Source organism: Acidobacteriota bacterium (assembly GCA_022562055.1).
Classification (GTDB): Bacteria; Actinomycetota; Acidimicrobiia; order Spongiisociales; family UBA5794; genus BMS3BBIN02.
Genome location: JADFQA010000002.1, coordinates 60,603 through 84,668, shown reverse-complemented (window position 1 = coordinate 84,668; position 24,066 = coordinate 60,603). Strand labels below are relative to the sequence as shown.

The following is a 24,066-nucleotide window of genomic DNA, read 5'->3' as shown; positions in this document are numbered from 1 at the left end:
TGCTCGATGAGCGCGACAATCCACAACATCCCAAGGGACACTGCTCTTGAGGTTCACCGCACCATGGTGCGGATCCGGGTGTTCGAAACCCGCGTCGAGCAATTGTTTCTCGGGGGGAAGCTCCCCGGGTTTGTTCATACATATCTGGGGGAGGAGGCCATCGCCGCTGGCGTTTGCGCGGTGCTCCGTGTCGATGACCACCTCACGTCGACTCACCGCGGTCATGGGCATGCTATCGCCAAAGGCATGGCGATGAATGTTCTCATGGCCGAGCTCTACGGCAAAGTGACCGGTGTCTGTCGCGGACGGGGAGGCTCGATGCATGTCGCCGATTTCTCGCTGGGTATGCTGGGAGCGAACGGGATCGTTGGCGGTGGGTTCGGCATCGCGGCCGGGGCCGCCTTTTCCACGCGATACCGGGGGACAGACCAGGTCACCGTTTGCTTCTTCGGTGACGGCGCCATCAACAAGGGCACCTTCCACGAGGCTCTCAACTTTTCCGCCGTGCACGCACTCCCTGTGGTGTTTGTGTGTGAAAACAACCAGTACGCACAGTTCACGGCCCGAGAGCGAACCACATCCGTCGACGACCTGGCTGTGCGCGCGGTCGCGTATGGGATGAGCGGATGCTCCCTCGATGGCAACGACGCGGGAGCTGTTTACAACGCCGCCACGGAAGCAGTTGACCGCGCCCGCGGAGGACGAGGACCGACCCTGCTCAACATGGTCACCTATCGCTTCGGCGGCCATTACGTCGGTGACGCGGAAGTCTATCGCGACGCGAAGGAGGTGGAGTCGAGTCGAGCGGACGATCCGATCGGACGATGGGAGGGGGCGCTCGCCAGCGCTGGATGGTTCGACAAGGCCATGCGCGAGTGCACATGGGAGGACGCTCTTGCTGAGGTGGCGGCGGCCGAGGAATTCGCCGAGAACAGCGAGTATCCAGATCCGGTATCTGCGATCGATGCGGTATTCACCGAGGAGCCTGCATGAGCGCGCGACGTGTCACGTTCGGGCAGGCGACGGTTGAAGCGATGCGCTACGCCATGCTCGAGAGCAACGACGTCTTCGTGATCGGTGAGGATATCAGTTGGGGTGGCAACTTCGGTCAGTTTCGAGGCCTTGTCGAGGAATTCGGTCGGGATCGGGTGATCGATACACCGATCTCAGAGGCAATCATCGTGGCGGTTTCGGTCGGCGCGGCTGTGACCGGGTTGCGCCCCGTTGCCTCCATGAGCTTCGCTGAGTTCACGCTCGGAGCGATGGACGAGATTGTGAACCAGGCGGCGAAGTTCAGGTACATGTTCGGTGGTCAGATCTCGGTACCGCTCGTGCTGCGAATATCGGACGGCATTCTCCGCTCTTCAGCGGGACAGCACTCGTCCAGCCTCGAAGGGATCTTCACTCACATGCCAGGCCTCAAGGTCGTCGCACCGTCGAACCCCGCAGACGCCAAGGGTCTATTGCGTTCGGCAATCGACGACGATGACCCGGTCGTGTACCTTGAGAACAAGTCGATCACGTCGAAGCGAGGGTTGGTTCCCGATGGCGACTACCGGATTCCGTTGGGAAAGGCAGCGGTCTGCCGACCGGGTCGTGACGTCACAATCGTGACGTACTCAAGCATGGTGCTTCACGCCGAGGAGGCCTGCGTCAAGCTGGCGGCTCAAGGTATCGATGCAGGAGTTGTCGATCTCCGCTCTTTGGTTCCCCTCGACCTCACAACCGTGATCGACGAGGTCAGCACCACCGGGCGGGCAGTGGTCGCTCACGAGGCGTGGCGGTTTGGTGGTTTCGGGGCCGAACTAGCTGCTCAAATAACCGAGGAGCTCTTCGATGATCTGAAAGCGCCGGTGGCTCGAGTGGGTGCCGTGTCGGCGCCGATTCCCTTCAGCCCACCGCTAGAAGCGGCTGTGGTACCCGGTGTCGCTAGTATCGTCGCGGGAGCGCTGTCAACCTTCCGGGAATGACTCGGGCCGCGAGCGCGGCTCATCACCGGACGGCACGAGCACGCTGTGCCTGTCGACCCACTCTGTTGCAAGATCACCGGATGTGTGGTGGAAGGTGATCGCCGTGTCTGTGGCCGATGATCCCGGACCGGCATGCAGGATGCCGGCTGGCCGCCATAGGTAGCCGCCAGGCTGGTAGGTGTATGTCTTCGCCCCGTGGGTGCCGAGTTCCGAGATCGCTATCGCGCCATCCAGGATGAACACCTCTTCGTCGACCGAATGTCGATGCCACGGTCCGTCGTCTCCGGACCATTCGACCGATGCGCTCAGCCATGAGTCGCCGTGCCCGGTCGAGACCAGCGGCTTCAAGAAACGTCCGGGCTGGCGGGGTTGAGGTTTCCAGGCAATGTCGTTGAAGAGCACTGTCTTGACGGCACCAGCAACACCACCCGAGGTAGTGTCATAGGCGACCGGCGCCGCGGTGAGAAGCAGACCCAAAGTCCCCGTCTCTGCGCGGATGCTCGGGATCAGGCAGCGTCGGGGTATGTGTGCAAAATCGTATCGACCGAGAGCCTGGTCGCCGATGCGGACACGTCCGCTTATTACCAGGAGCGAGACGTCCGCCGTGAACGCCCCCGCGGCACCTGATCCCCAATCACGCTCGAACCTGACGATTCGGGTGGTCGGACCGGACATGTCCTTGGAGAGGACTCGCGCGGCCAGCTTGCCTTCGAGCCCCGCGATGGACATGGCGCGGATGGGAAGCCTGGCCTCGTCGATACCAGGAAGGTGAGTTATCCGGCGGTCGAGGAGCGCGGGGTCTATAGGCGCCTCCCTTTCACAGCGACCTTGCGACACTACCGACGCGCCACCCCCAGTGTCAAGGTCCCCGGCAGCGAAGTGGCCCATCGTTACTGAAGTGATTCATCAGGAAATCTGTCGTCCCGCCTCGCACTCGCAGGTAGGGCCGACCGCCGCGGGGGCCGTTTCGGTCGTCGTGATCTCCCCGCGAAGCACCGCGAAAATAATCCAGGTCTGCTCCTCATGGGCATCGACGAAGGTCTCACCAAGTTGTTCCCTCAGACCAACGCGGAAGTTCTGCAGACTCGTCTCAAACTGCCCCCCTGCTGAACCTTCTGTCCGCTACATAAGCGCTGCCCGGACCAACGAGCGCAGTCTCCGCCGTTCGACAACAGCGTCGGTCCGTGAGGTCCGTACCTCGATGAGTCGCGGTGCTTTCACTCTGGCAGCGAGGAGGTCGCGTAGCTCGCCAACACTCCTTGCCGGAGTCGTTTCGACGCCGAATGCTTGGCCCACCGTGGCGAAGGAGAGTCCGTGCGGTGTGCCAAACAACCGCTCGAATCGGTTCTGATCGAGCTGGGCCGGGTCGCCCTGGGGCAGATGATGAAAAATGCCACCGCCGTCGTTGTTCACAACAAGAATGGTGAGGTGTGCGGTGCTGCGGCCGACGGTGGCGAAGGCGCCGACATCGTGGAGTGCCGTGACATCGCCGATATACGCAACCGTGTCACGTCGAGATGCCACTGCCACCCCGAGTGCTGTCGAGATGGTCCCGTCAATTCCGTTCGCACCTCGATTTGCAATCGTGGCCGCGGTGTCCCACCGACCGCCCCATGCATCGATGTCACGCAGAGGCATCGATGAACCGACGACGAGAATATCGTCGGCTGTGCTCGTGCCAGCCAACACTGCCGCGACTGCAGGTTCGGTGAGGTCACCGCTGGTGAGCTCTCCGTCGAGTGCGTCCGAAGCGATCTTATCCAGCTCTTGCCAGGCGCGAGCGAACCCCACTGGCGATGGCTCGAAATTGCTGGATACGGCGTTGAGGATCGCCGCGACACCTCCCACGAGCCGTACAGTTGCGGAACCCATCGGATCGTGGTGGCCGGAGGTGGTGATCACGTACTGGGCGATATCAGCATGTGCGCCGAGCCATTCCCAAATCGGTTTCGACGTCGGTATCGGCCCACATCGTATGACGAGGTCCGGGGTGTGCCGATCAAGTCCTCCGGCATCCACCAGGACGTCGGCGTAGGCGACGGTTGCTGGCTCATCGGGTCCGCGAAGGCCCGATTGCGGGTCAGCAAATATCGGTGCGCTGAGGCGTTCTCCCAGGGTTCGTACGGCATCGGTGTCCGCTGGCGAGAGTCGCCCCGCAACGATCAACGGCCGTTCGGACATACGAAGTGCGTCTACGAGCAACGTTACGTCGGGCGGAGGTGATGGGGCAGGCCGGGCCGGTTCGACATCGTTGGTCTCATCCGCGGCTGTCGCTGTCGAAGCCGAAAGTAGCGGCTCGCGCAGCTCCACGTTCAAATGGACAGGTCCGGGGATTGGATTGGTTGCACGGGACCAATGGGTGGCGAGCCATGACGTCACGTCGCGGTCGCTGCTGTCGCCGAACTCGTTCGGGTCAATGGATGCGTATGCTCGCACTCTTGCGCCGAATATCTCACGTTGATTGATCGTCTGTGGAGCGCCGGTATCCCAGAGTTCGTGAGGGCGGTCGGCTGAGAGCACGATCATCGGTGTTGTCGACAGATCAGCTTCGACAAGTGCCGGCAGGTAGTGGGTCACGGCCGAGCCCGATGTGCACAACACAACCGCGGGTGTTCCGGTTATCTTGCCGATGCCCAGCGCCACGAAGCCCGCTGAGCGCTCATCGTGGTGCATCGTCACCGAAAGCTTCGGGTGGTCATCGAGAGCAAGGAGCAGTGGTGTGTGACGCGACCCCGGCGAAGCCGCAACGTGGCGCACCCCACAGCCAGCAAGAGTGGAAGCGATCGAGACAGCGGTGCGGTCCTGCATCTTCATCGCCGACAGGTTACCTGGGCAGGCCACGTCGACCTTTCGTGGTGTGGATATCTCTTGCGCAGATACCCGCCGACCGTTGGAGTGTGCCGCTACAACGCAAGCGTGGCCGCCAGGGTCACGGCGACTGCGAGTTGGAGACGTGCCGTTCCTTTGAGGACCGCTATGAACGCGACTCCGTTGGTTGCGGCCGATAGTTGGTGTGCAAGCCACACACCGGCCAACGCCAAAAGGGACGAGCCAAACGCCGCGCGGGGGTACCCCGAAGTCTGGATCCCGATAGCGATGCTTGTTGCGGCGCCGACGAACATCGCTGTATACACCCAGATCGAGCGTAGGCGGCCGAGCCGGACCGCCAGGGTCCGCTTTCCTGTCTTCTGATCGGTGGGGATGTCGCGAACGTTGTTGGCGACGAGGATCGCCGTTGCCAGGAATCCCATCGCAACCGCTCCGGGGAGAGCGTCTGTCTGCCAGGTGGCGTCGTGGACGAAGCGGGCCCCGACGGTGGCGACGAGGCCAAAGAAAACGAACACAAACAGCTCTCCGAGTCCGAGGTAGCCGTAGGGTTTGGGCCCGTTGGTGTACCCAAATGCGGCGGCGATCGAGACGACACCGATGACGACGATCGGCCATCCGGCTATCCACGTCAAGTAGGCGCCGCCGAGCGCCGCCAAGCCGAGGACGAGTCCAATGCCACGCCACATCTCTTTGGGAGTGATGAGGCCGAGCGCAACTGCTCGCGGCGGACCAATCCGGTCTGCGGTATCGGCGCCCTTTTCGCTGTCTCCAACATCGTTAGAGAAGTTGACGGCGATCTGGATGAGAACCGCTGTAATGGTGGTCACGGCAAAGGCATCAAGGCGGAACACGTCATCGCGTAGCGCCAGCGACGAACCGACAAGTACCGGTGCAACAGCCGCCCACAGCGTCGGTGGTCTCGCTGCGAGAATCCAGCGGTTCATGCGTCCGCGCACCTAGAAATGCCAGGGAAAACGCTCGAACTCCGGTTTGCGTTTTTCGAGAAAAGCGTCACGGCCCTCGATCGCTTCTTCGGCGGCGTAAGCCAAGCGGGTTGCCTCGCCGGCGAAGAGCTGCTGACCGACAAGGCCGTCGTCGGTGAGGTTGAAGGCGTATTTGAGCATGCGCTGGGAGGTTGGACTCTTTTTCACGATCTCCAGCCCCCACTGCAATGCAACCGCCTCGAGGTCGGCGTGAGCCACCGCCATGTTTACGGCGCCCATCTGCACCATATCCTCCGCGGTGTAGTCGTGACCGAGGAAGAATATCTCCCGGGCTCGTTTCTGTCCGACCTGTTTTGCGAGCAGCGCTGAGCCGTAACCGCCGTCGAATGAGCCCACATCGGCATCGGTCTGCTTGAAGATTGCGTGTTCCTTGGAGGCAAGCGTTAGGTCGCAGACAACGTGCAGTGAGTGTCCGCCGCCGACCGCCCATCCAGGGACAACCGCGATCACGATCTTCGGCATAAAGCGGATGAGGCGTTGGACCTCAAGAATGTGGAGTCTGCCGAGACGCGCGGGGTCGATGCCATCGGCATCCTCGTACTGGTACCCGTCCCTGCCCCGGATGCGTTGGTCACCGCCCGAACAGAACGCCCAGCCGCCATCCTTCTTGGACGGGCCGTTTCCGGTGAGGAGCACACACCCAACGTCCGACGTCGTGCGCGCATGATCGAGCGCCGTATACAGCTCGTCGACCGTGGCGGGGCGAAACGCGTTGCGAACTTCGGGGCGGTCGAAGGCGATGCGAACGACCCCGCCGACGCGTGCCCGGTGGTACGTGATGTCGGTGAAGGCGAATCCGTCAACAACATCCCACGCAGATGAGTCGAAGATATCTGAAACCACAAGAGCCTCCGGTTCGCGGTGTCGGGACCAGTGCGGATACTGTAGTGATCCAATGTCAGTTGATCTCATCCACACAGCGTTACAGCGCCACGCCTCTACGCATCCAGAGGCGCTTGCGGTTTCTGATCGCGGCGTCGATACGACATATTCCGAGTTGTGGCGGCTTGTGTCTGATGCCGCGGCTGGGTTTCGCAAGGACATTGCACCCGGGACTCGAGTCGCCTACCTTGCCCATCGCGATCTGAACACCGTGGTCGTGCACCACGGCCTTGCGGTTGCCAGGCTTGTCGGTGTGCCTCTGAACCCGCAAGCTCCCGAAGCCGAGCGCGACAAGATGTGTGAAGGGGTGGTCGATGTCATGATCGGCGATTCGTCGCCGGCCCGTGTCCACCGGGATGACGCTACGTCGACGGCCAACGCCGGTGGGGGCACACCGCCTCTTGACGGCGGTTCCGTTCACTCGGTGGTGTTTACCTCCGGGTCCTCTGGGTCGCCGACCGGGGTGTTGCTGAGCCACGGGAATGCCGCTGCGGCTGCCGGCGCTGCGGCCGAGCATCTTTCTCTTTCGAGTGCTGACCGGTGGCTCGGTTCGCTGCCGCTGTTTCATGTCGGCGGTCTATCGGTCCTGTGGCGGATGGTCCACATCGGCGGCGCTGTCGTATTCGACTCAGACTCGTTTGATGTTGCTTCCACAGTTAGCCACATCAACGCAGGGTCCATCACCTGGCTGTCCGTGGTGCCGACGATGCTCCAGCGGGTGCTCGTACACGGGCTCGACGTGCGTCACTCGGTGTCTGTACTCATCGGTGGGGGACCGGTTGCTCCTGCCCTGATCGCTGAGGCACGGGCCGCCGGCCTTGCAGTGTTTCCCACCTATGGAATGACCGAGACGACTTCGCAGGCGGTGACCGCAATCGGCGGCTCGGTGACTGGTGACGGCATTGTGCGCGGACGCGCGCTACCGGGTGTCACCGTCGAGGTGGTCGGGTCGGACGGTGACATTCGTTCTGAGGGCACTGGCCGACTCGTGATCTCAGGTGCCACGGTGGCGATCGGCACCGTAGATGGTCAGCGCTTCAACGGCAGATACGTCACCAACGATGTGGGACGAATTGATCCGGCGGGTGCGGTTGAAGTATTGGGGCGAGCAGACGACGTCGTCATCACCGGCGGCGAGAACGTTTACCCCCAAGAAGTGGAGAACGCGTTGCGGAGCTGTGGTGCGACGGGGGCAGTTGTGTGGGGCATCGACGACGAGCATTGGGGGCAAGCGCTTGTTGGTGTCGTGACGCTCCGAGATGACGAAACCCTCGACGCTGTACTGAGCAAACTGCGAGAAACCGTTTCGGCACACAGAGTTCCCAAGCGACTGCGGGAGGTTGTGGCGTTTCCGATGCTTGCAAACGAGAAGATCGACCGCCGAACTGTCCGCGAGTCTCATATCTTCGAGTAGTCGCAATCGGCGTCTGTTCGGCCGCCTAGTCTGTTGGCATGGACCTAGGACTCTCCGGCAAACGGGCAATCGTTGCCGCGTCATCATCCGGCCTTGGTTACGCGATTGCCGAACGGTTGGCCGTCGAGGGTTGTCGTGTTGCGATCTGTTCCAGAGACGCCGACAGCGTCGAGGTGGCGGCTGAGAAGTTACGCCGCACAACGGGCGCTGAGATCATTGGCTCATCTGTCGACGTGTCCAATGCCGCGGAGATCGAGTCGTGGATTGCAGACATCGTCGAAACCTGGGGAGGCATCGACATCCTTATCCCGAATGCTGGCGGCCCCACATACGGATCTTTCGACGAGCTGTCGTCGCAACAGTGGGACGAGGCGTACCATCTGACCTTGAAGTCCGCAATCGTGTTTGCATCCTCCGCACGACCACACCTCGGACAAGGTGGGGCGGTCCTGTTCCTCACATCAATGACCGCCAAAGAGCCCTATGGTCCCCTCGTGCTCTCGGGGGTGTTTCGCGCGGGGGTTGCGATGCTCGCCAAGACGCTGGCTGACGAGTGGGCATCGGCGGGCATACGAGTAAATCACCTTATCCCGGGGAGGATCGCAACTGAGCGCGTCGCCCACCTGGATGCCTACGCCGCGGAGGCTAAGGGAGTGACCGTTGAAGAAGTCATTGCTGCGTTATCGAACGCGATCCCGCTCGGCCGTTATGGGGAGCCGAAGGAGTTCGCGGCTGCCGCTGTGTTCCTCGTGTCCGAAGCCGCGTCGTACATCACCGGCGCCACGCTGCAAGCCGACGGCGGTGCGCTTCGAGGCGTTTAGCTCGGGAACTGTAGACCTCGGGGGACTGGTCACACCCGACGGCCGCCTTCGAGAACATCCTGTAAAGCTTCGAGGGCGTCCCAACTCCCCGAGGCGGCGAGCGCGGCCTCGCTCGGGCCAAGTAGAAGGGTCATGCATTCGGAATCGATTGCCGCCCCCAAGAACGATTTCGCGCAGGCGTTCTACCGAACTCGCAGCCAATCCCTCGAACGTGGTTACGCCGCTGCCGTTGAGAAGCTCGGCGATCTTTGGTCCGATTCCTTCGATCTTCGTGAGGTCGTCTGATACGTCGGTTCTCGGCTGCGGCTCAGCTGGCGCAACAAAAGACGCCGCTGCTGCCTCAGGCGCTGCGGGTTCGGTGTTCGATTGCAAGTCCTGCACGTCGGCGAGGGCCGTATTGGCCTCGGTACGGGCGCGTTCTGTATCGCCGAGCGTGCTGTTGGTTTCAGTTTGAGCTGTGGTGGCATCCGCCTGGGCCTCAGGAGCCTTGGTCTCGGCAGTAGCAAGCTTACGCTGCCATGCAGCCTCAGAATGGAGTTGGCGAGACGTGTATTCGCGGCGGGAGAGTAGCCGTCCAAGAACGATCCCGACGATGAGCGCGATGATCACGAGCAGCCAGGTCATGTACGGCCTCCCTGTCTAGGGACACCATGACCATAGCTCGCTTGACCGGACGACTTCCATACGCATCGCTCAATACGGTGTGGGTTCGTGCAACTACGCAACCGGTCTAAAAGTCTCGTCGCCTGCGAACTACTAGACCTCGAGCCCAAGGTTCCTGAGGAACGCGTTGCTCGACGGCTCGCGGCCCAGGAATGCTCTCAAGTGATCGATAGCGTCGCGAGAACCACCGACGGCGAGGATCTCGTCTCGATAGCGTTGGCCAACCTCGGGGCTGGTCACGCCGACACGCTGGAACTCAGAGAACATGTCATCCCCGTATACCTTTGACCACAAATAGCCGTAATAGCCGGCGTCGTACCCACCCATCAGGTGGCCGAAAGACGCAAGGAAGTCGGTGCCTTCGTGAAACGGCAGTTGGGTGAACTCGTTGGCAGCACGGCTGATTGTCTCGAGATCTCCACTGGTGGCGCTGCCGTGCAACATCATGTCGGCCTTGCCGAATGACACCTGTCTCATCATCTGCAGACCGATGTGGAGATCGCGTGCCTCGACCAGTCGATTCACCAGATCCACCGGGATCGTTTCACCCGTTTCGTGATGTCTTGCGAAACGCCTCAGAACGTCTGGCTGCCACATCCAATGTTCCATGATTTGCGACGGTGCCTCAACAAAGTCGCCTTCGGTGTCGTATCCGGAGAACCGCAAGAGATCCACGGTAGTGAGGCAGAAGTGAAGAATGTGGCCGAACTCGTGGAACAATGTCAACGCTTCGCTGTGTTTGAGCAGCGCCGGCTGCGTCGCGGTCGGTTTAGTGAAATTGGCGACGATCGCCGCAACCGGCTTTCTGTATGAACCGTCGTCTTGTCGGAGGCCGTAGAGGATTGGAAACGCCGCGGCATGACCGAACTTCCCCTCGCGCGGGAACAGGTCGGCGTAAAAATAAGCGATCGCCTCCGAGCCGCCCTTGTTGCGAATCTCGAATAGCGTCACATCTTCGTGCCACGCATCGGCAGTCTCCACCTTCGAGTACTCCAGCCCGAATACGTCACCGGTGATCTCGAACATACCGTCGATGACCTGGTCCAGCGCAAAGTACGCGGCGACCTCGTTCGGATCGATGCCAAAGTCAGCCTTGCGCTGTTCGTTGGCGTAGAACATCCAATCCCAGGGCTGTAGTGGCCCTTCGTGTTCCTTATGGAGCATCGTTTCGAGGATCGTGCGCTCGGCGATAGCTTTGACGGTGAGGCCGGGAATAACCGATTCGTAGAAGTCCTCGACCGCCGAGGGCGTCTTCGCCATTTTCACTTCAAGCACATGGTCTGCCCACGAGGCGTGCCCGAAAATAGCCGCGATGTCGGCGCGCACACCGACGGCTTCAGCGAGGAGTTCACTGTTGTCCGGCGCGGCCATGTTCCAAAACTTGAACTGCAGATTCTTGCGAAGTTCGCGGTTCCTGGCTTGCTCGATAAACGGTAGGTAGTCCGGGTATGCCATGGTCACCTGGTAGGTGCCGTCGTCGTTCTTTGCAAGACCCTCGACGTACCCGTCTTGCATGCCATCTAGCTCGTCTCGAGTCATGTCGATGCCGTCTTCAAACTCGCCTAGGTTGCGCTCGAAGGCGACCTGTAGCTCGATCAAGCGATCCTGCAGGCTCTGGAGTTTCGTGCGTGCACTCTCGTCGAGGTCGTGGCCCGCCCTGCGTAGATCGCGCAACCACTCGTCAAGAAGCCGCCGTTTCGTCCCGGTGAGTGTCCCGGCTTCTTCGGTACCGGCAAAGGTCTTCACAGCGGCCGCGAGATCTGAACGAAAGACGAGGTCGTTGCCCCACTTCGAAACCTTTTCTTCCCATTCACTCGCCTCAGCACGAACATCCGGATCGGGATGGACGCGGGCCATGAAAGGCCCCATGCCATACGAGTCAGCGAGGACCTTTCCTGCACGCTCAAGCGCAAACAGCGTGTTCTCGAAAGTGCGGGTACCTGTTTCTGAAACGAGACCTTCAATGATCGATTCAGCAGTTTCTAGAGCGGCCCCGGTGGACGCAGCAACGTCGCCCTTCTGTATGGTCGTGTAGTCGTGCAACATGGCCGCGAGGTTAGCCTCTAGACAAGGGACAATTGGTGGTCTGCTACTGATCGCCGAACGCGTAGAAAAACCCGTCGCGAGAACCGACGTACATTCGTCCGTTCCAAATGACCGGGGTCGACTCGATGCAGCCTGTCCCGGTCGGCATTTCCCAAATCTGCACTAACTCTCCGGGCGTAGTGAGGTCGTAGGCTCGTAGGGCGGGGACGGATTCGCAGTTGATGGCCACTATCAGCGTTTTGTCGACGATGTTTGGTGACGACCACGCGTGGCCGCCAATCGTGTCGGTGTCGAGGATTGCGCCCGTACGCGTATCGACAGCGAGTAGGTTGCCGGTGTTGGTCGCCACGTACAGCACGTCGTTTTCAAGTGCCGGCGTCGCCCACACGCCTCCCGCCCGTGCACCGGAACCCGGGATAGGAATCGACCAAACGAGCGGATCATCAAGCGCCGGGTCCAGTTTCATTAGTTGACCCAGCTCCGTACCGCGAGATGTGGCAAGGTCGATCTCTGATGCGACATATAAAGCGCCCGCAGCATCGGTCACGATCGTGGCATCCACGTCGTCACCCACCCAAAAGTCGAACACCAGCTTCGGGTCCCCCATTGCGATTGAAGGGATGTCGATTCCGATGATGCGCCCCGCGCCGGTGCCCACGTAGGCAACGCCGCCCGACATGACCGTTGAGCTTTCAATGCTGTGTTGCGAACCAACCTTGGCTACGAGTTCGTCGGTCCATACGGGCATCGAGAAAGCAATCTCGGGGTCGATGGCTACGAGTCCATCATCGCCGACCGACCTGTTCAGCTTCACGGCGAACCACCACGAGTTCTCGCCGCCTTCGAGCAGGTAGTCATCAATGATGATTGGCGACGAATCCCAGTCGTTGTTCCACTTTCCCTTCACGGAGTTGCTCGGCAGCGACCAAATTTCCACCGGGTCCTCTCGATCCAAAGCAATGATGCTGTAGCGATCGGCCCGCGAGCCCACATAGAGGAGCGCATATCCGTCAGGGTCTAGTACGACCGAACCCTTGATGATGTCTCCGATGAAAAATGGGTTCCGTGTCGGTGTCCCGTCGGCGGCATTGACGAAATGCACCTGTTTGTCGTAGGCGCCGAAGATCAGTTCGGTGATGCCGTCGGGGCGTTCCCAGATAACCGGCTGGCCCGTCCACCCGGTGCCACACCAGTACTTGTCTTCGCCTCCCACGGCAGAAAAACCGCACATCGGGCTGTCTGGATACCGCCACAACGGTTCGGGATCTGTCGCAACAGGTCCGGTTCCGTAGAACGTGCGGGTCGGATTACCACGGAACATGGTTACCCCGACGACCTCTCCCCACGTCGTTCCGACGTTCGCTGCGTTGACGGTGAAGGGCGCCCGTGTCGTTGTTGTAGTCGTGCTCGTTGTTGTGGTGGAGGTTGTGCTCGTTGTTGTGGAGATCGGCGGCGAGGTTGGGGGAGTCGCCGGTGACGCGGCCGACGTCGTTGATTGTGGGGGAAGACTGGTGGCAGCGTCCGAGGGCACCGATGTACCGGCCGATCCCGTGGTGCACGCTGCCAGCAGCAATGCGGTCCCACATCCGAGTGCCCAGCGGTTCACATCGGGGATTGTAAACGCATTCGCATCCGCGGCTGTCGAACTGGCGACGCCTTGGCGCGTCAGCGGTCCAGGTACTCTTGTTGCAATGAATAACAAGGAGACGGCAGGGCTGCGCTCATCTGCGGCCAGACCAGGTGTGGGGCTCCTTGTCTCTACCCTCTTTCGCTATCGCAGAGAAGCTACCAAGTCGATCCTCGGTGCGTTGTTGTGGATGATCATGATCGTGGCCATGCCGCTCCTGACGCGGGCAGCTATCGACGAAATTGGGCGCAACGGGGCGTCCGTGGCTGGGCTGTATCCGATCATTGGCTGGTTCGTCGCTGCCGGCCTTTTGCAAAGCGTCGGCATTGGACTCCGCCGCTATTACGGATTCTTGTATTCGTATCGCGCCGAAGCTGATCTGCGTAATCGCCTCTTCGAACATATGCAACGTCTCACATTCGGATTTCACGATGTGACGAGTCCTGGCGAGTTGATGGCACGCGCATCGTCGGACCTGTCCCAGGTACGGCTCATCTTTGCCATGGCGCCGATCACCATTGCAAACCTCGGGATGTTCGTGGTTGTCGGAGCGGTGCTGCTGTGGATCGACTTGATATTGGGACTCGCCTCCATAGCGATGATCCCACTGCTTTTCGTGTTCGTAACCAAGTACTCGCGCCGTGTGCTTCCGCTGTCTGCGCAATTGCAGGAACGCCACGCCGGTTATTCACAAGTTGTCGAAGAGGCGGTGAGTGGTATTCAGGTCGTGAAGGCCTATGGCCAGGAGGCGCAGGAGCAGGCTCGTCTTGAGGCCGCCGCCGCCGACATCAAGGAGTCGTCGCTGAGCATTGCGAAATACGCTTCCGTCTACGCTCCGGTCCTTGAGGTGATCCCGTCGGCAGCCAGAATCGTGGTCGTGTGGCTCGGTGGGACGCGCCTAGTCAACGGCGCGATCTCGTTCGGCGACTTCGTCGCCTTTCTCCAATACCTCGGCGTGTTGATCATGCCGATCAGGATCACAGGATGGTTCTTTGCGAACCTGCCTCGGGGAGCGGTGGCTGCGACCAGGGTCCGGAATCTGTTGGAAACAGAACCCGAGATTCTTGCTCCGCGGAATCCACAGCGGCTGCCGGACGGACCCGGACGTATCGAATTCAAGAACGTTTCATTTACTTACCCAGACGGACCCGCGATTCTCCACAACGTCGACGTTGTCATCCGCGGCGGGGAATCGGTTGCGCTCGTTGGTGCGACCGGCTCTGGTAAGACGACGCTGGCGCACCTGATTCCGCGGTTTCATGATGTCGCTGAGGGAGCTGTGTCTATTGACGGCGTGGATGTGCGCAGTCTCTCTTTGGACGATCTTCGGCGCGAGACTGCGATTGTGTTCCAGGACACCTACCTCTTCTCCGCAAGCATCCGAGACAACATCGCCCTCGGGGCACCAGGTGCGTCGGACGATTCGGTGCGTGCCGCGGCCCGACTAGCACGTGCTCACGAATTTATATGCGAAATGCCCGATAGTTACGACACCGTCGTCGGCGAGCGGGGCCATTCACTCTCTGGCGGGCAGCGACAGAGAGTTGCTCTTGCCCGCGCCGTGCTGCGCGATCCCCGTGTGTTGATCCTCGACGATGCGACGTCTTCGATCGACGCAATCGTCGAAGCCGAGATTCAGGCGGCGTTGCGGCGGGTGATGCAGGGGCGGACTACGGTGATCATCGCACACCGCACTTCGACTCTCGCGCTTGTGGATCGGGTGCTGTTTCTGGAGGAAGGGCGGATTGTCGCGTCGGGGACACATGATGAACTCATGGCGACGATCCCTCGGTACGCCGAGGTACTCGCAGCAGAGGACGCGGCGGGGAATGCAAGGGTAGGAATCCGATGAGCGCCACGGTAGACGCCTCGGTGAGAGACCGTGTGATTTGGCGTGCGGTCCGAATGGGTGCCCATCTCAAGGGGCGCGCCACGATTGCGATAGGGCTCACGGTTATCGCGACGGTGGCACGACTGCTCATCCCGATCGCTGTTCGGGTCGGTGTTGACGACGGCATCGAGGTGGGCGACACCACCGTGATCACCGTCGTGTCAGTGATTGGTCTGGGCCTGCTGGTCGTCCAGTACGTCGCTCAGCGAATCGCCCAGTTTGCGGTAGCCCGGCTCGGTGAGGATTACCTTGAACATTTCCGCAGCAAAGTGTTCTCGACTCTGATGACGCTCGACATGCCGTTCTACGACCGCACTAAGGCCGGGGTGCTCGTCTCGCGGATGACTTCTGATATTGAGTCGATGACCGAATTCGTGAACGAGGGGGCTGTGATGGCACTGTCGAACGGTCTCACGGTGTTGGGTGTCGCGGTCGCGCTTGTCCTTGTCGATGTACGGATGGCGCTCCCGATCCTCGGGATCATTGCGGTCCTCGTCGCAATATCAGCGGTGTTTCAGCGGTGGGTTGCCGAGTCGTATGCACAAGTCCGTGAAAGGATCGGTGGCGTGCTCGCCCTTCTCCAAGAGGGGATCACCGGCGTCCGCGTCGTCCAAGCGTTTACACAGGAGTCCGGTCAGGCAAGGGCGTTCCAGAGGATCAACGAAAAGTACTTCGAAGCAAATATGAGCACAGCGCGGGCGATCTCGATCTACTTCCCAACGGTTGCGTTCCTGCGAAGCCTTGCGGTCGGCGCGGTGCTTGCCTTCGGAGGCAGTCGTGTCATCGACGGCAGCCTCACCCTTGGCACGCTCATCGCGTTCTTGCTGTACGTTGACTGGTTCTTCATGCCGATCATCAACCTCGCAAACGTGTACAACCTCGGGCAGTCCGCGGTCGCGGCGCTGCACAAACTGTTCGCCGTCGTCGACACAACCGTTGAGGTTGTGGAGGCAGCGGACGCTGTTGACGTCGCGCTGCCCGTCGAGGGCAGGCTCTCGCTCTCGTCAGTGTCGTTTGGTTACGAACCGGAGAGGTTGGTTCTCAAGAGTGTCGACCTGGTCGTTCCTGCCGGTCAACGGTTGGCGATAGTCGGCCAAACCGGGGCGGGGAAGTCGACGATAGCCAAACTCTTCATGCGCTTTTACGACCCCTCCAGCGGCTCGGTGGCACTGGACAATGAGGACTTGAGAACGCTCACCCACGCAAGCCGCGCTGTTTCGGTGGCACTGATTCCTCAAGATGACTTTCTCTTTAACGCCACATTGCGCGACAACCTCCGGTATGGCGCACCGGACGCAACCGACGACCAGATTTTGGCGGTGTGCGAAACAATGGGGATTGCGCAGTGGCTGCACATGCTTCCTGAAGGTCTCGACACCGAGGTCCGCGAGCGAGGGAGTCGGTTTTCGTCGGGAGAGCGACAGCTCATTGCGCTGGCCAGAGCCCTTCTGGTCGACCCGGTTGTCATCGTGCTTGATGAGGCGACGTCAAACCTCGACCCCCAGAAGGAGCTCGAGATCGAGGCCGCGTTGCGCACGCTGTTGAGCGGTCGCACATCGGTCGTCATTGCACACCGACTTCACAGCGCCGAACGGGCCGACCGGGTCATCATGATCGACGCGGGTGCGATCATTGCGGACGGGACCCACGAGCAGCTCCTCGAATCGAGCGAACCATACAAAGAACTCGTGGACGCCTGGAAGCGCGGGCTGTCGTGACGTACCCCCGTCGGCAAAGGTTCTGCGCGCCCAAGTAACGTAGACGAAAATCGTGGATTCTGGCGCTTTCTCATCCCGTATATCGCATGACAAAGCGCCAGAATCCAAGAAGTTTCCCCCAGATGGAGAATCATGCGAATCGCTGCGAGTCCAACAGCGCCATCCCTCAGCGCTGCCGACGCCGTGCTGCTGTGCGTTCAGGTCGAACGGCGAGGAGTGCGCGAAGTGTGGCTGTCCGAGGTCGCCGGCCCGGAGGCGTTCTCGCTTGCCGGGGGAATTGCCAGTGCAACGCAATATATGGAGATCGGCGTCGCAGTCGTTGCTGCAGCAAATCGCAGCGTTGCCCTCCACGCAATGGGCGCTGTCACCATAAGTCAATTGCTCGAAGGCAGGGCGTTTCATTTGGGGATTGGCGCTTCTTCGCAGTTGATTGTCGAGTCATGGCATGACCGTACGTTCGACCCACCACGGTCTCGAGTGCGCGACATGGTGGACGGAGTGAAGCAGGCCATCGGTGGGGCGCGTAGCGTAACGACGGACACGGCGCAGATGTCCGGCTTCCGTCTTGCGGGTCCGGCCGTGGGTGTGTGCGATGTGTATGTCGGTGCTCTGGGTCCCGGAATGTTGAGAACCTCCGGCGAGGTTGGGGACGGCGTCTGTCTTAACCTGATGCCAGCAAATGTCGTGGCAAAGCAGATCGCGCTGTCTAGGAAGGGCGCCGCGTTAACCGGGCGAGACTTGCCAGACTCGTTCGGTGTGATGGCACGGTTCCATACCGTGGTGACCGACGATCTCGACGAAGGGCGTGACCTAATCCGTCGAGCTTTTGGTCCGTATTTTGCCCAGCCCGTCTACAACAGGTTTCTTGCATGGTGCGGGTTCGAGGAGGCTGCTAGCAAGGTTGCCGAGGGGTTTGCGGCGGGGGACAGAGGAGCAGTGGCTGCAGCGTTGACCGACGAGGTAGTCGATGCGGTTTCTCTTGTGGGGCCGATGGGTGCGATCCGCGACCGGCTCGTCGAGTTCTCCGAGGCGGGGGTCACGGTCGGGGCGATCAACCTGCTCACCGGCGACCGCAAAATAATGGTCAATATTCTCGCCTACCTGGCAGAGTATTGATTTTCTGGCATCCAATAGTGCACCATGGTGCACTATTGGATGCCAAAACAGATAGTGGGGTTATGTTTGGGCGTTCTTGTTGTCTCGCCAGGCGAGCCACTCTTTTGCGACGTCCATGTTGTAGTCGGGGCCGTTGAGACCGAGCGTGAACTCGCGGTACCCAAGGTCGTAGTACATGTCGGCGTCCTCAAGCATCTGTGTTTCTGGACCCTGAGTCGAGACCGCCCGGCGGATCTCTTTCGGGTCGCGACCGACCTTGGCGCACCACTCGTCGAGGATCTCGCTCTTGCGCTTCATTTCGTCAGGACTGCCGAAATAGTGCCACACCTGGGCATGTTCGGCGACAATTCTCAGGGTGACCTTTTCGCCGCCCCCGCCGATGAGAATGGGAATATCCGACGGTGCCGGGTTCGACTTTGACCAGCGTTCCTTGATGCGTGGCAATGCAGCGTCGAGGGACCGCAAACGGTCGCCCGCCGTCCCGAATTCGTATCCAAACTCGTCGTAGTCGCGCTCGAACCAGCCCGACCCAATCCCGAACACGAGTCGCCCGCCCGACATGTGGTCGACGGTGCGCGCCATGTCTGCGAGGAGTTCTGGGTTGCGGTACGAGTTGCACGTTACCAGCGCCCCGATCTTGATGCGGGAGGTCTGTTCTGCCCAGGCCCCGAGCATCGTCCAGCACTCGAAGTGTTTCCCGTCAGCGTCGCCGTACAGCGGGTAGAAGTGATCCCAGTTGTAGAGGATGTCGAATCCCGCGTCCTCGGCTCGACCAACGGCGTCTCGGATATCGGAGTAGTCAGCATGCTGCGGATGGAGCTGCACAGCTATTTCGACGTGATCGTTCATTGCGAAACATCCCTTCGTGGCATGACGTCGACACTACCGCGTTTTAACAAACCGACTAACGGTGCACCCGATCGCCTTCCTTCCCGCGGCCGGGTCGGACTCGGTATGGCATCTGAGTCGCCCAAAACGACGTGACCGCAGAGGCTCTGCCGCTATCCGGGCACGGCGCAACCAGGCTCCGTCAAAGCGTGTCGGCGTCGACCAGATCGAGGATTGCCCCCGGCGTTGTGTCGTCGAAGTCGACGGACACGAAGGTCGCCCCGATCTGGCTTAGCGGCGACCCGTCCACGTCGTCGCACGACACCCAGATGATTCGTCGGACGCCGGCGTCCTTGAGACCCTCTGCCCATTGGGAGACAACCGCGGCCGGTGTTGATGCGAATGATCGTTCACGGTCGTCGTGAGTCGCAGTCGAGATGCACACGGCGCAGAACGCTCCGATCGCGGCGCTGCCAACGTGAGTTCCGTCGGACACGTCCCCGTTCGCGGCTCGTATGCCCTTCGCGACAAGTTCGGCGCGCGCCTCTGGTGTACTTACGAAGGCTCGCAGGTCACCTTCCCGGTTGGCAAGCGCCTCGAGAATGCGTACACCTTGGGGTGTGTCGGCCCCGATGACGATTGCCGGCATGGAGGTAGCGTAACCGGTGCATAGGTGCATCGTTGCGGCCCCGTATGCACGGTTTTGCACATTCAGCCACATTCCGTAAGGTGCAATGGCGTTGTCGGGCAGAGTTGACACTGCTCCCGTGTCCCAGGACGTTGGTAGTTGCCGGTAGTTGCCGGTAGTTGAGGGTCCTCGCGTCGGCGCGACGTCCAGTACCCGTCGGAGGTGAAACGAGATGACAGACCACGAACTGTTCTATGACCCTGCGGATGTTCGGGACGCATGCGGCGTCGGTTTCGTCGCCGACCGTCGGGCGCGTCGCTCACATCGACTTCTCGAAACCGCCGTCCGATGTCTCCACGCGCTGGATCACCGCGGGGCGCGCTCTGCCGACGGGACGGGTGACGGCGCCGGGCTCATGACTCGCATCCCCTTCAAGTTGTTAGAACGCGATTTGATGCGCATGGGTATCGACCCAGTTGGAGAGGGACAGCTTGGCGTGTTCATGGTGTTCTTGCCCCGCGAAGACACCAGCACGTCGCGGATGGTTGTTGAGGAGGCAGCGCGGCGCGAGCAACTTACCGTTCTCGGGTGGCGGAAAGTCCCCGTGGGCACGACGATTTTGTCCGAGACGGCGCGTGCTTCCCTACCAGTCATCGAGCAACTTCTCGTTTCTGCCGATCGCGGTATTTCGGGCGACGAACTCGAACGCAAGATGTACCTTGCCCGCCGATGTGCGTCGAAGCAAACCGAGGCCGATGGCTTGTTCATCTGCTCGGCCTCCAGCCGGACTGTGGTTTACAAGGGTCTGTTTCTTGCTTCAACGGTCGAGATGTTCTATTGGGACCTTGTCGATCCGATGTACGAGACTGACTTTGCTATTTTCCACCAGCGCTATTCGACAAACACTTTTCCCGCCTGGAGCATGGCGCAGCCGTTCCGCATGCTCGCGCATAACGGCGAGATCAACACAGTGCAGGCGAACCGCAGTTGGATGGCGGCGCGCAGCAACGACTTGGTTAGCGAGCTGTGGGGTGATCGCCTCGCGGACCTGAACCCGTTGATCGAACCTGTCGGATCGGACTCTGCCTCTCTGGACAACGCTATGGAAGTTCTCGTGAGGTCTGGTCGGTCGATCGCCCACACGAAAGAGATGCTGATGCCGGCGGCATGGGAGAACGTTGCTGACCTCTCGGATGACATGAGGGCCTTCTATGAGTACCACGCGTTCTTGACCGAGCCGTGGGATGGTCCGGCCGCGATCGCCGCGAGCGACGGCGTCCAGCTGATGGCTGGGCTCGATCGCAACGGGCTTAGGCCGGTTCGGTGGACCTTGACTGAAGACGTCATCATCGTCGCATCCGAAGCCGGCGTGTCTCCAGCGGATGAAATCGAGGCGGTAGCTACCGGTCAACTCGGACCTGGTGACATACTGCTGATCGACCTCGAGGACGGCCGGGTCATGTTCGCCGACGAGACCCACGCGCACCTCGCGGCGGCGGCGCCATACGCAGAGTGGATCACGACCGAGACGCGTTACGTTCAGGACCCGTTCGACGCTGAACAGGACGAGCGTTACGACGCCACCAAACTGAGTCGCGTGTTTGGGTACACGGCGGAAGAGCGCCGTCTCATCCTGCAGCCAATGGCGCAGGGAACCGATCCAATGTTATCCATGGGGCATGACACCGGGCTGGCGGCGCTATCAGAGTTGCCCCAACGTTTGCCACGGTATTTTCACCAAGCGTTCGCTCAGGTCACCAATCCACCGATGGATCCGATTCGCGAGCGACACGTGATGTCTCTGCGCACCTACGTCGGTAGGCGCGGTTCGCTTCTCGAAGAGACGGCCCAGCAGGCGCACATGCTCGAACTCGGTTCCTCCGTACTGAGCAATGCTGAGCTGCAGGCCTTGACCGGCGACTCTGACGAGAAATTCAAGTCGCACGTTATCGACATTACGTACCTTTCATCCGGCGGATCCGAAGCGCTTGTCAAAGCTCTCGAAGATATCTGTCAGGCAGCGACGAATGCTGTGAACGATGGTGCGACGATTCTTGTTGTCACAGACATGGGTGTGACTATCGACCGTGCGCCGGTACCGGTTCTTGCTGCTGTCGGCGCCGTCCATCACCGCCTCATTGCTGAAGGGCTGCGTCTTCACGCGTCGATCATCGCGGTGTCGGGCGAGCCACGCGACGCGCACGACTTTGCATGTCTCATCGGTGTTGGAGCTTCTGCCGTCTACCCGTATCTCGCCATCGAACAGGTGCGCGCCATGGCCGCTGATGGAACGATCGACGTTGGGCCGATCGAGGCGCAGGAGAACTACCGTCGTTCGCTCGAAACCGGACTCCTGAAGATCATGTCAAAAATGGGGATCTGCACGATTGCGTCGTATCGGGGGAGCGAACTTTTCGAGACGATCGGTCTCGACGATGAAGTCATCGACATGGCGTTCCGACGTGTGCAACATCGTGTCGGTGGTTTCGGCTGGGACCGCATTGCAGCAGACATTGCTGTGCGGCACGACGAGTACGAAGACGGGGACGAAGAGATTGGCGGGTACTACAAACACCGCCGCGGCGGCGCTCACCATATTGCTGGTCCGCGGGCGGTGCTCGCGTTGCAGAAGGCCGTCCGATCGGACGACGTTGAGCAGTGGGACAAGTACCTCAGCGTTGTCCAAGATGAGCGTCCGGTGCTTGAGATCCGAGACCTTCTCGAAATTCGTCCGGTCGGGTCTCCCGTTCCCATCGAGGAGGTCGAACCGATCGAGCGGATCATGCGTCGGTTCACCACCGCGGCAATGTCGTTGGGGGCACTGTCGGTCGAGACACACGAAACACTCGCGGAAGCGATGAACTACATCGGTGGCCTGTCCAACTCGGGCGAAGGTGGTGAAGACCCCGAACGTTATGGGACTTCCAAGAACTCCCGGATCAAACAGGTCGCCTCTGGCAGGTTCGGTGTCACACCCGGCTACTTGAGTTCAGCCGAGGAGTTCCAAATCAAGATGGCCCAGGGGTCCAAGCCGGGTGAGGGTGGGCAGTTGCCCGGCCACAAGGTGACCCCCGATATTGCAGCGTTGCGGCACACGCTTGCCGGCATCACTCTGATATCGCCACCGCCGCACCACGACATTTACTCTATTGAAGACCTTGCTCAGCTGATCTACGACCTCAAGACGTTTGCGCCACTAACCAGGGTGTCGGTGAAGCTGGTATCAGGCCCCGGTGTCGGAACGATTGCGGTTGGAGTTGCCAAGGCGCTCGCCGACGGTGTCACCATCTCAGGAAGTGCGGGCGGCACGGGGGCGTCGCCGCTTGCGAGCATCAAACACGCGGGGTCGCCGTGGGAGCTCGGTCTTGCGGAGGCACATCAGGCGTTGGTACACAACGGGCTTCGATCAGGCTTGAGTGTCGAGACGGACGGTGGAATGAGAACCGGCCGGGACGTAATCGTCGCGGCTCTGCTGGGTGCCGACCGATATGGTTGGGGGACTGTGCCGCTGCTTGCACTTGGGTGCAAGATGGTGCGTCAATGCCACCTCAACACCTGCCCCGTTGGCATCACGACGCAGCGCGAGGACTTGCGGGCGAAATACACCGGTAGTGTTGACCAGATCATTTCCCTTTTCCGGCATGTCGCCGCGGAAATGCGGGCGCATCTCGCCGCCATGGGCGCGCGCACGATTGCTGAGATCATCGGTCGCGCCGATCTGTTGGCACCACTCAACGACAAAGATGCCGTAGCGACGGCATTCGTGGCTCGTCTTGAACGCTCTGACTTCTCCTCGAACCGCCACTTCAAGAACGTCGCGCGATCAAACGTCGGCGAACTCCTGGCGGTTGAGGGTCGTCGGGCGGTGGCCCGTGGGACGTCCGTCGAGTTGGCGTATCCGATTGGGAACACTGACCGCGCGATGGGGACACGGCTGTCTGGCGAAATCGCGAAACTCACGAATGGGTTAGGTGCGGCCGAGGGCACGGTGACCGTGCAACTTTCCGGGACCGCCGGCCAGTCGTTTGGTGCTTTCCTGTCGCCAGGGATCTCGATGCACCTTCTGGGGACGGCGAACGACTACGTCGGCAAGGGTATGGGAGGCGGCGTGATGTCCATTGCACCGCACCGTTCGGAAGATTCCCGCGTGCAAGGCGCTGGAAATGCGTGTTTGTACGGCGCAACCGGCGGGGAACTATTCATCGCGGGATCGGTCGGTCAGCGTTTCGCGGTTCGCAACTCGGGCGCAACGACGGTCGTTGAGGGGATGTCAGACCACGGTTGCGAATACATGACCGGCGGAACCGTCGTATGCCTCGGCCCTGTCGGGCGCAATGTCGCGGCCGGGATGACCGGCGGTGTGCTGTTTGTCTGGGATCCGCAGTCGACTTTACGCCTCCACATCGCGCCGACTGCTGCGGAGCCGGGTCCGCTGTCGAAATCCGATGCCGACGAACTTCAGCAGATACTCGCGCGGCACGTTGCGCTCACCGCGAGCGAAACGGGCGCGGATTTGTTGGCAGAGTGGGAGTCGTCGGTGAGGGAGTTTTCCGTGATCAGGCCGGTGGCACCCGCCTGGGTCGATCCGTTGGCGATCATTTCGGAGACCGTTGCGTAGCGCGGCGAGCC

The 24,066-nt window shown here is 60.9% G+C and carries 17 protein-coding genes; 9 read left to right on the top strand and 8 right to left on the bottom strand.

What is annotated here, in order from left to right; all coding sequences use genetic code 11:
- Nucleotides 1-6 precede the first annotated feature (6 nt).
- The gene (locus IIC71_01045) at nt 7-993 is read left to right on the top strand and encodes a thiamine pyrophosphate-dependent dehydrogenase E1 component subunit alpha (GenBank protein ID MCH7667779.1); all 987 of its coding nucleotides are present in this window, start codon (nt 7-9) and stop codon (nt 991-993) included.
- Complete coding sequence (locus IIC71_01040; protein MCH7667778.1) at nt 990-1,970, top strand: alpha-ketoacid dehydrogenase subunit beta; 981 nt, start codon at nt 990-992, stop codon at nt 1,968-1,970. Before IIC71_01045 ends, IIC71_01040 begins: the two co-directional genes overlap by 4 nt.
- On the opposite strand, the gene IIC71_01035 is transcribed toward IIC71_01040, so the two are convergent.
- From IIC71_01035 to IIC71_01020, 4 genes are all read right to left on the bottom strand, one after another.
- Nucleotides 1,953-2,699, bottom strand: a complete 747-nt coding sequence (locus IIC71_01035; protein ID MCH7667777.1) for a hypothetical protein — start codon at nt 2,697-2,699, stop codon at nt 1,953-1,955. The genes IIC71_01040 and IIC71_01035 overlap by 18 nt on opposite strands.
- Nucleotides 2,700-3,092: 393 nt before the next feature.
- The gene (gene menD, locus IIC71_01030) at nt 3,093-4,784 is read right to left on the bottom strand and encodes a 2-succinyl-5-enolpyruvyl-6-hydroxy-3-cyclohexene-1-carboxylic-acid synthase (protein ID MCH7667776.1); all 1,692 of its coding nucleotides are present in this window, start codon (nt 4,782-4,784) and stop codon (nt 3,093-3,095) included.
- Between the two features lie 89 nt (nt 4,785-4,873).
- Nucleotides 4,874-5,743 (bottom strand): 1,4-dihydroxy-2-naphthoate polyprenyltransferase, encoded by an 870-nt coding sequence (locus tag IIC71_01025; protein MCH7667775.1) that lies wholly within the window; start codon nt 5,741-5,743, stop codon nt 4,874-4,876.
- 12 nt (nt 5,744-5,755) lie between these two features.
- Nucleotides 5,756-6,715, bottom strand: a complete 960-nt coding sequence (locus IIC71_01020) for a 1,4-dihydroxy-2-naphthoyl-CoA synthase (GenBank protein ID MCH7667774.1) — start codon at nt 6,713-6,715, stop codon at nt 5,756-5,758.
- On the opposite strand from IIC71_01020, the gene IIC71_01015 reads away from it, so the two are divergent.
- The 3 genes from IIC71_01015 to IIC71_01005 all read left to right on the top strand — a co-directional run bounded on the left by IIC71_01015 (nt 6,699) and on the right by IIC71_01005 (nt 9,205).
- Nucleotides 6,699-8,099: an acyl--CoA ligase gene (locus IIC71_01015; GenBank protein ID MCH7667773.1), complete on the top strand. Its 1,401-nt coding sequence runs from the start codon at nt 6,699-6,701 to the stop codon at nt 8,097-8,099. The genes IIC71_01020 and IIC71_01015 overlap by 17 nt on opposite strands.
- Before the next feature lie 38 nt (nt 8,100-8,137).
- Nucleotides 8,138-8,920, top strand: a complete 783-nt coding sequence (locus tag IIC71_01010) for an SDR family oxidoreductase (protein ID MCH7667772.1) — start codon at nt 8,138-8,140, stop codon at nt 8,918-8,920.
- Nucleotides 8,921-9,052: 132 nt separating this feature from the next.
- Complete coding sequence (locus IIC71_01005; protein ID MCH7667771.1) at nt 9,053-9,205, top strand: hypothetical protein; 153 nt, start codon at nt 9,053-9,055, stop codon at nt 9,203-9,205.
- A 471-nt stretch (nt 9,206-9,676) separates the two neighbouring features.
- Here IIC71_01005 and IIC71_01000 read toward each other — a convergent pair whose 3' ends face one another.
- Together IIC71_01000 and IIC71_00995 are read right to left on the bottom strand one after the other, a co-directional pair.
- Nucleotides 9,677-11,629 carry a Zn-dependent oligopeptidase gene (locus IIC71_01000; protein ID MCH7667770.1) on the bottom strand — a complete coding sequence of 651 codons (1,953 nt, stop codon included), beginning with the start codon at nt 11,627-11,629 and terminating at the stop codon, nt 9,677-9,679.
- A 43-nt stretch (nt 11,630-11,672) separates the two neighbouring features.
- Nucleotides 11,673-12,950: a PQQ-binding-like beta-propeller repeat protein gene (locus IIC71_00995; protein MCH7667769.1), complete on the bottom strand. Its 1,278-nt coding sequence runs from the start codon at nt 12,948-12,950 to the stop codon at nt 11,673-11,675.
- On the opposite strand from IIC71_00995, the gene IIC71_00990 reads away from it, so the two are divergent.
- The 3 genes from IIC71_00990 (at nt 12,949) to IIC71_00980 (ending at nt 17,981) form a co-directional block, all read left to right on the top strand.
- Entirely contained in the window at nt 12,949-15,108 is a 2,160-nt protein-coding gene (locus IIC71_00990; GenBank protein MCH7667768.1) for an ABC transporter ATP-binding protein, read from the top strand. The genes IIC71_00995 and IIC71_00990 overlap by 2 nt on opposite strands.
- Nucleotides 15,105-16,865 (top strand): ABC transporter ATP-binding protein, encoded by a 1,761-nt coding sequence (locus tag IIC71_00985; GenBank protein ID MCH7667767.1) that lies wholly within the window; start codon nt 15,105-15,107, stop codon nt 16,863-16,865. The genes IIC71_00990 and IIC71_00985 overlap by 4 nt, the downstream gene beginning before the upstream one ends.
- 132 nt (nt 16,866-16,997) lie before the next feature.
- Nucleotides 16,998-17,981, top strand: a complete 984-nt coding sequence (locus IIC71_00980; GenBank protein ID MCH7667766.1) for an LLM class flavin-dependent oxidoreductase — start codon at nt 16,998-17,000, stop codon at nt 17,979-17,981.
- 60 nt (nt 17,982-18,041) lie between these two features.
- On the opposite strand, the gene IIC71_00975 is transcribed toward IIC71_00980, so the two are convergent.
- Entirely contained in the window at nt 18,042-18,830 is a 789-nt protein-coding gene (locus IIC71_00975; protein ID MCH7667765.1) for an LLM class F420-dependent oxidoreductase, read from the bottom strand.
- Nucleotides 18,831-19,011: 181 nt separating this feature from the next.
- The gene (locus tag IIC71_00970) at nt 19,012-19,458 is read right to left on the bottom strand and encodes an NAD(P)H-binding protein (GenBank protein ID MCH7667764.1); all 447 of its coding nucleotides are present in this window, start codon (nt 19,456-19,458) and stop codon (nt 19,012-19,014) included.
- A gap of 211 nt (nt 19,459-19,669) precedes the next feature.
- Between IIC71_00970 and gltB the strand changes: the two genes are divergently transcribed.
- Nucleotides 19,670-24,055, top strand: coding sequence for a glutamate synthase large subunit (gene gltB, locus IIC71_00965; protein ID MCH7667763.1), 4,386 nt, complete (start codon nt 19,670-19,672; stop codon nt 24,053-24,055).
- Nucleotides 24,056-24,066: the final 11 nt, after the last annotated feature.

Coding starts and splice junctions, on each gene's coding strand:
- IIC71_01045 (MCH7667779.1), top strand. CDS start 7: ATGAGCGCGACAATCCACAACATCCCAAGGGACACTGCTCTTGAGGTT.
- IIC71_01040 (MCH7667778.1), top strand. CDS start 990: ATGAGCGCGCGACGTGTCACGTTCGGGCAGGCGACGGTTGAAGCGATG.
- IIC71_01035 (MCH7667777.1), bottom strand. CDS start 2,699: ATGTCCATCGCGGGGCTCGAAGGCAAGCTGGCCGCGCGAGTCCTCTCC.
- menD (MCH7667776.1), bottom strand. CDS start 4,784: ATGAAGATGCAGGACCGCACCGCTGTCTCGATCGCTTCCACTCTTGCT.
- IIC71_01025 (MCH7667775.1), bottom strand. CDS start 5,743: ATGAACCGCTGGATTCTCGCAGCGAGACCACCGACGCTGTGGGCGGCT.
- IIC71_01015 (MCH7667773.1), top strand. CDS start 6,699: ATGTCAGTTGATCTCATCCACACAGCGTTACAGCGCCACGCCTCTACG.
- IIC71_01020 (MCH7667774.1), bottom strand. CDS start 6,715: ATGAGATCAACTGACATTGGATCACTACAGTATCCGCACTGGTCCCGA.
- IIC71_01010 (MCH7667772.1), top strand. CDS start 8,138: ATGGACCTAGGACTCTCCGGCAAACGGGCAATCGTTGCCGCGTCATCA.
- IIC71_01005 (MCH7667771.1), top strand. CDS start 9,053: ATGCATTCGGAATCGATTGCCGCCCCCAAGAACGATTTCGCGCAGGCG.
- IIC71_01000 (MCH7667770.1), bottom strand. CDS start 11,629: ATGTTGCACGACTACACGACCATACAGAAGGGCGACGTTGCTGCGTCC.
- IIC71_00990 (MCH7667768.1), top strand. CDS start 12,949: ATGGTTACCCCGACGACCTCTCCCCACGTCGTTCCGACGTTCGCTGCG.
- IIC71_00995 (MCH7667769.1), bottom strand. CDS start 12,950: ATGTTCCGTGGTAATCCGACCCGCACGTTCTACGGAACCGGACCTGTT.
- IIC71_00985 (MCH7667767.1), top strand. CDS start 15,105: ATGAGCGCCACGGTAGACGCCTCGGTGAGAGACCGTGTGATTTGGCGT.
- IIC71_00980 (MCH7667766.1), top strand. CDS start 16,998: ATGCGAATCGCTGCGAGTCCAACAGCGCCATCCCTCAGCGCTGCCGAC.
- IIC71_00975 (MCH7667765.1), bottom strand. CDS start 18,830: ATGAACGATCACGTCGAAATAGCTGTGCAGCTCCATCCGCAGCATGCT.
- IIC71_00970 (MCH7667764.1), bottom strand. CDS start 19,458: ATGCCGGCAATCGTCATCGGGGCCGACACACCCCAAGGTGTACGCATT.
- gltB (MCH7667763.1), top strand. CDS start 19,670: ATGACAGACCACGAACTGTTCTATGACCCTGCGGATGTTCGGGACGCA.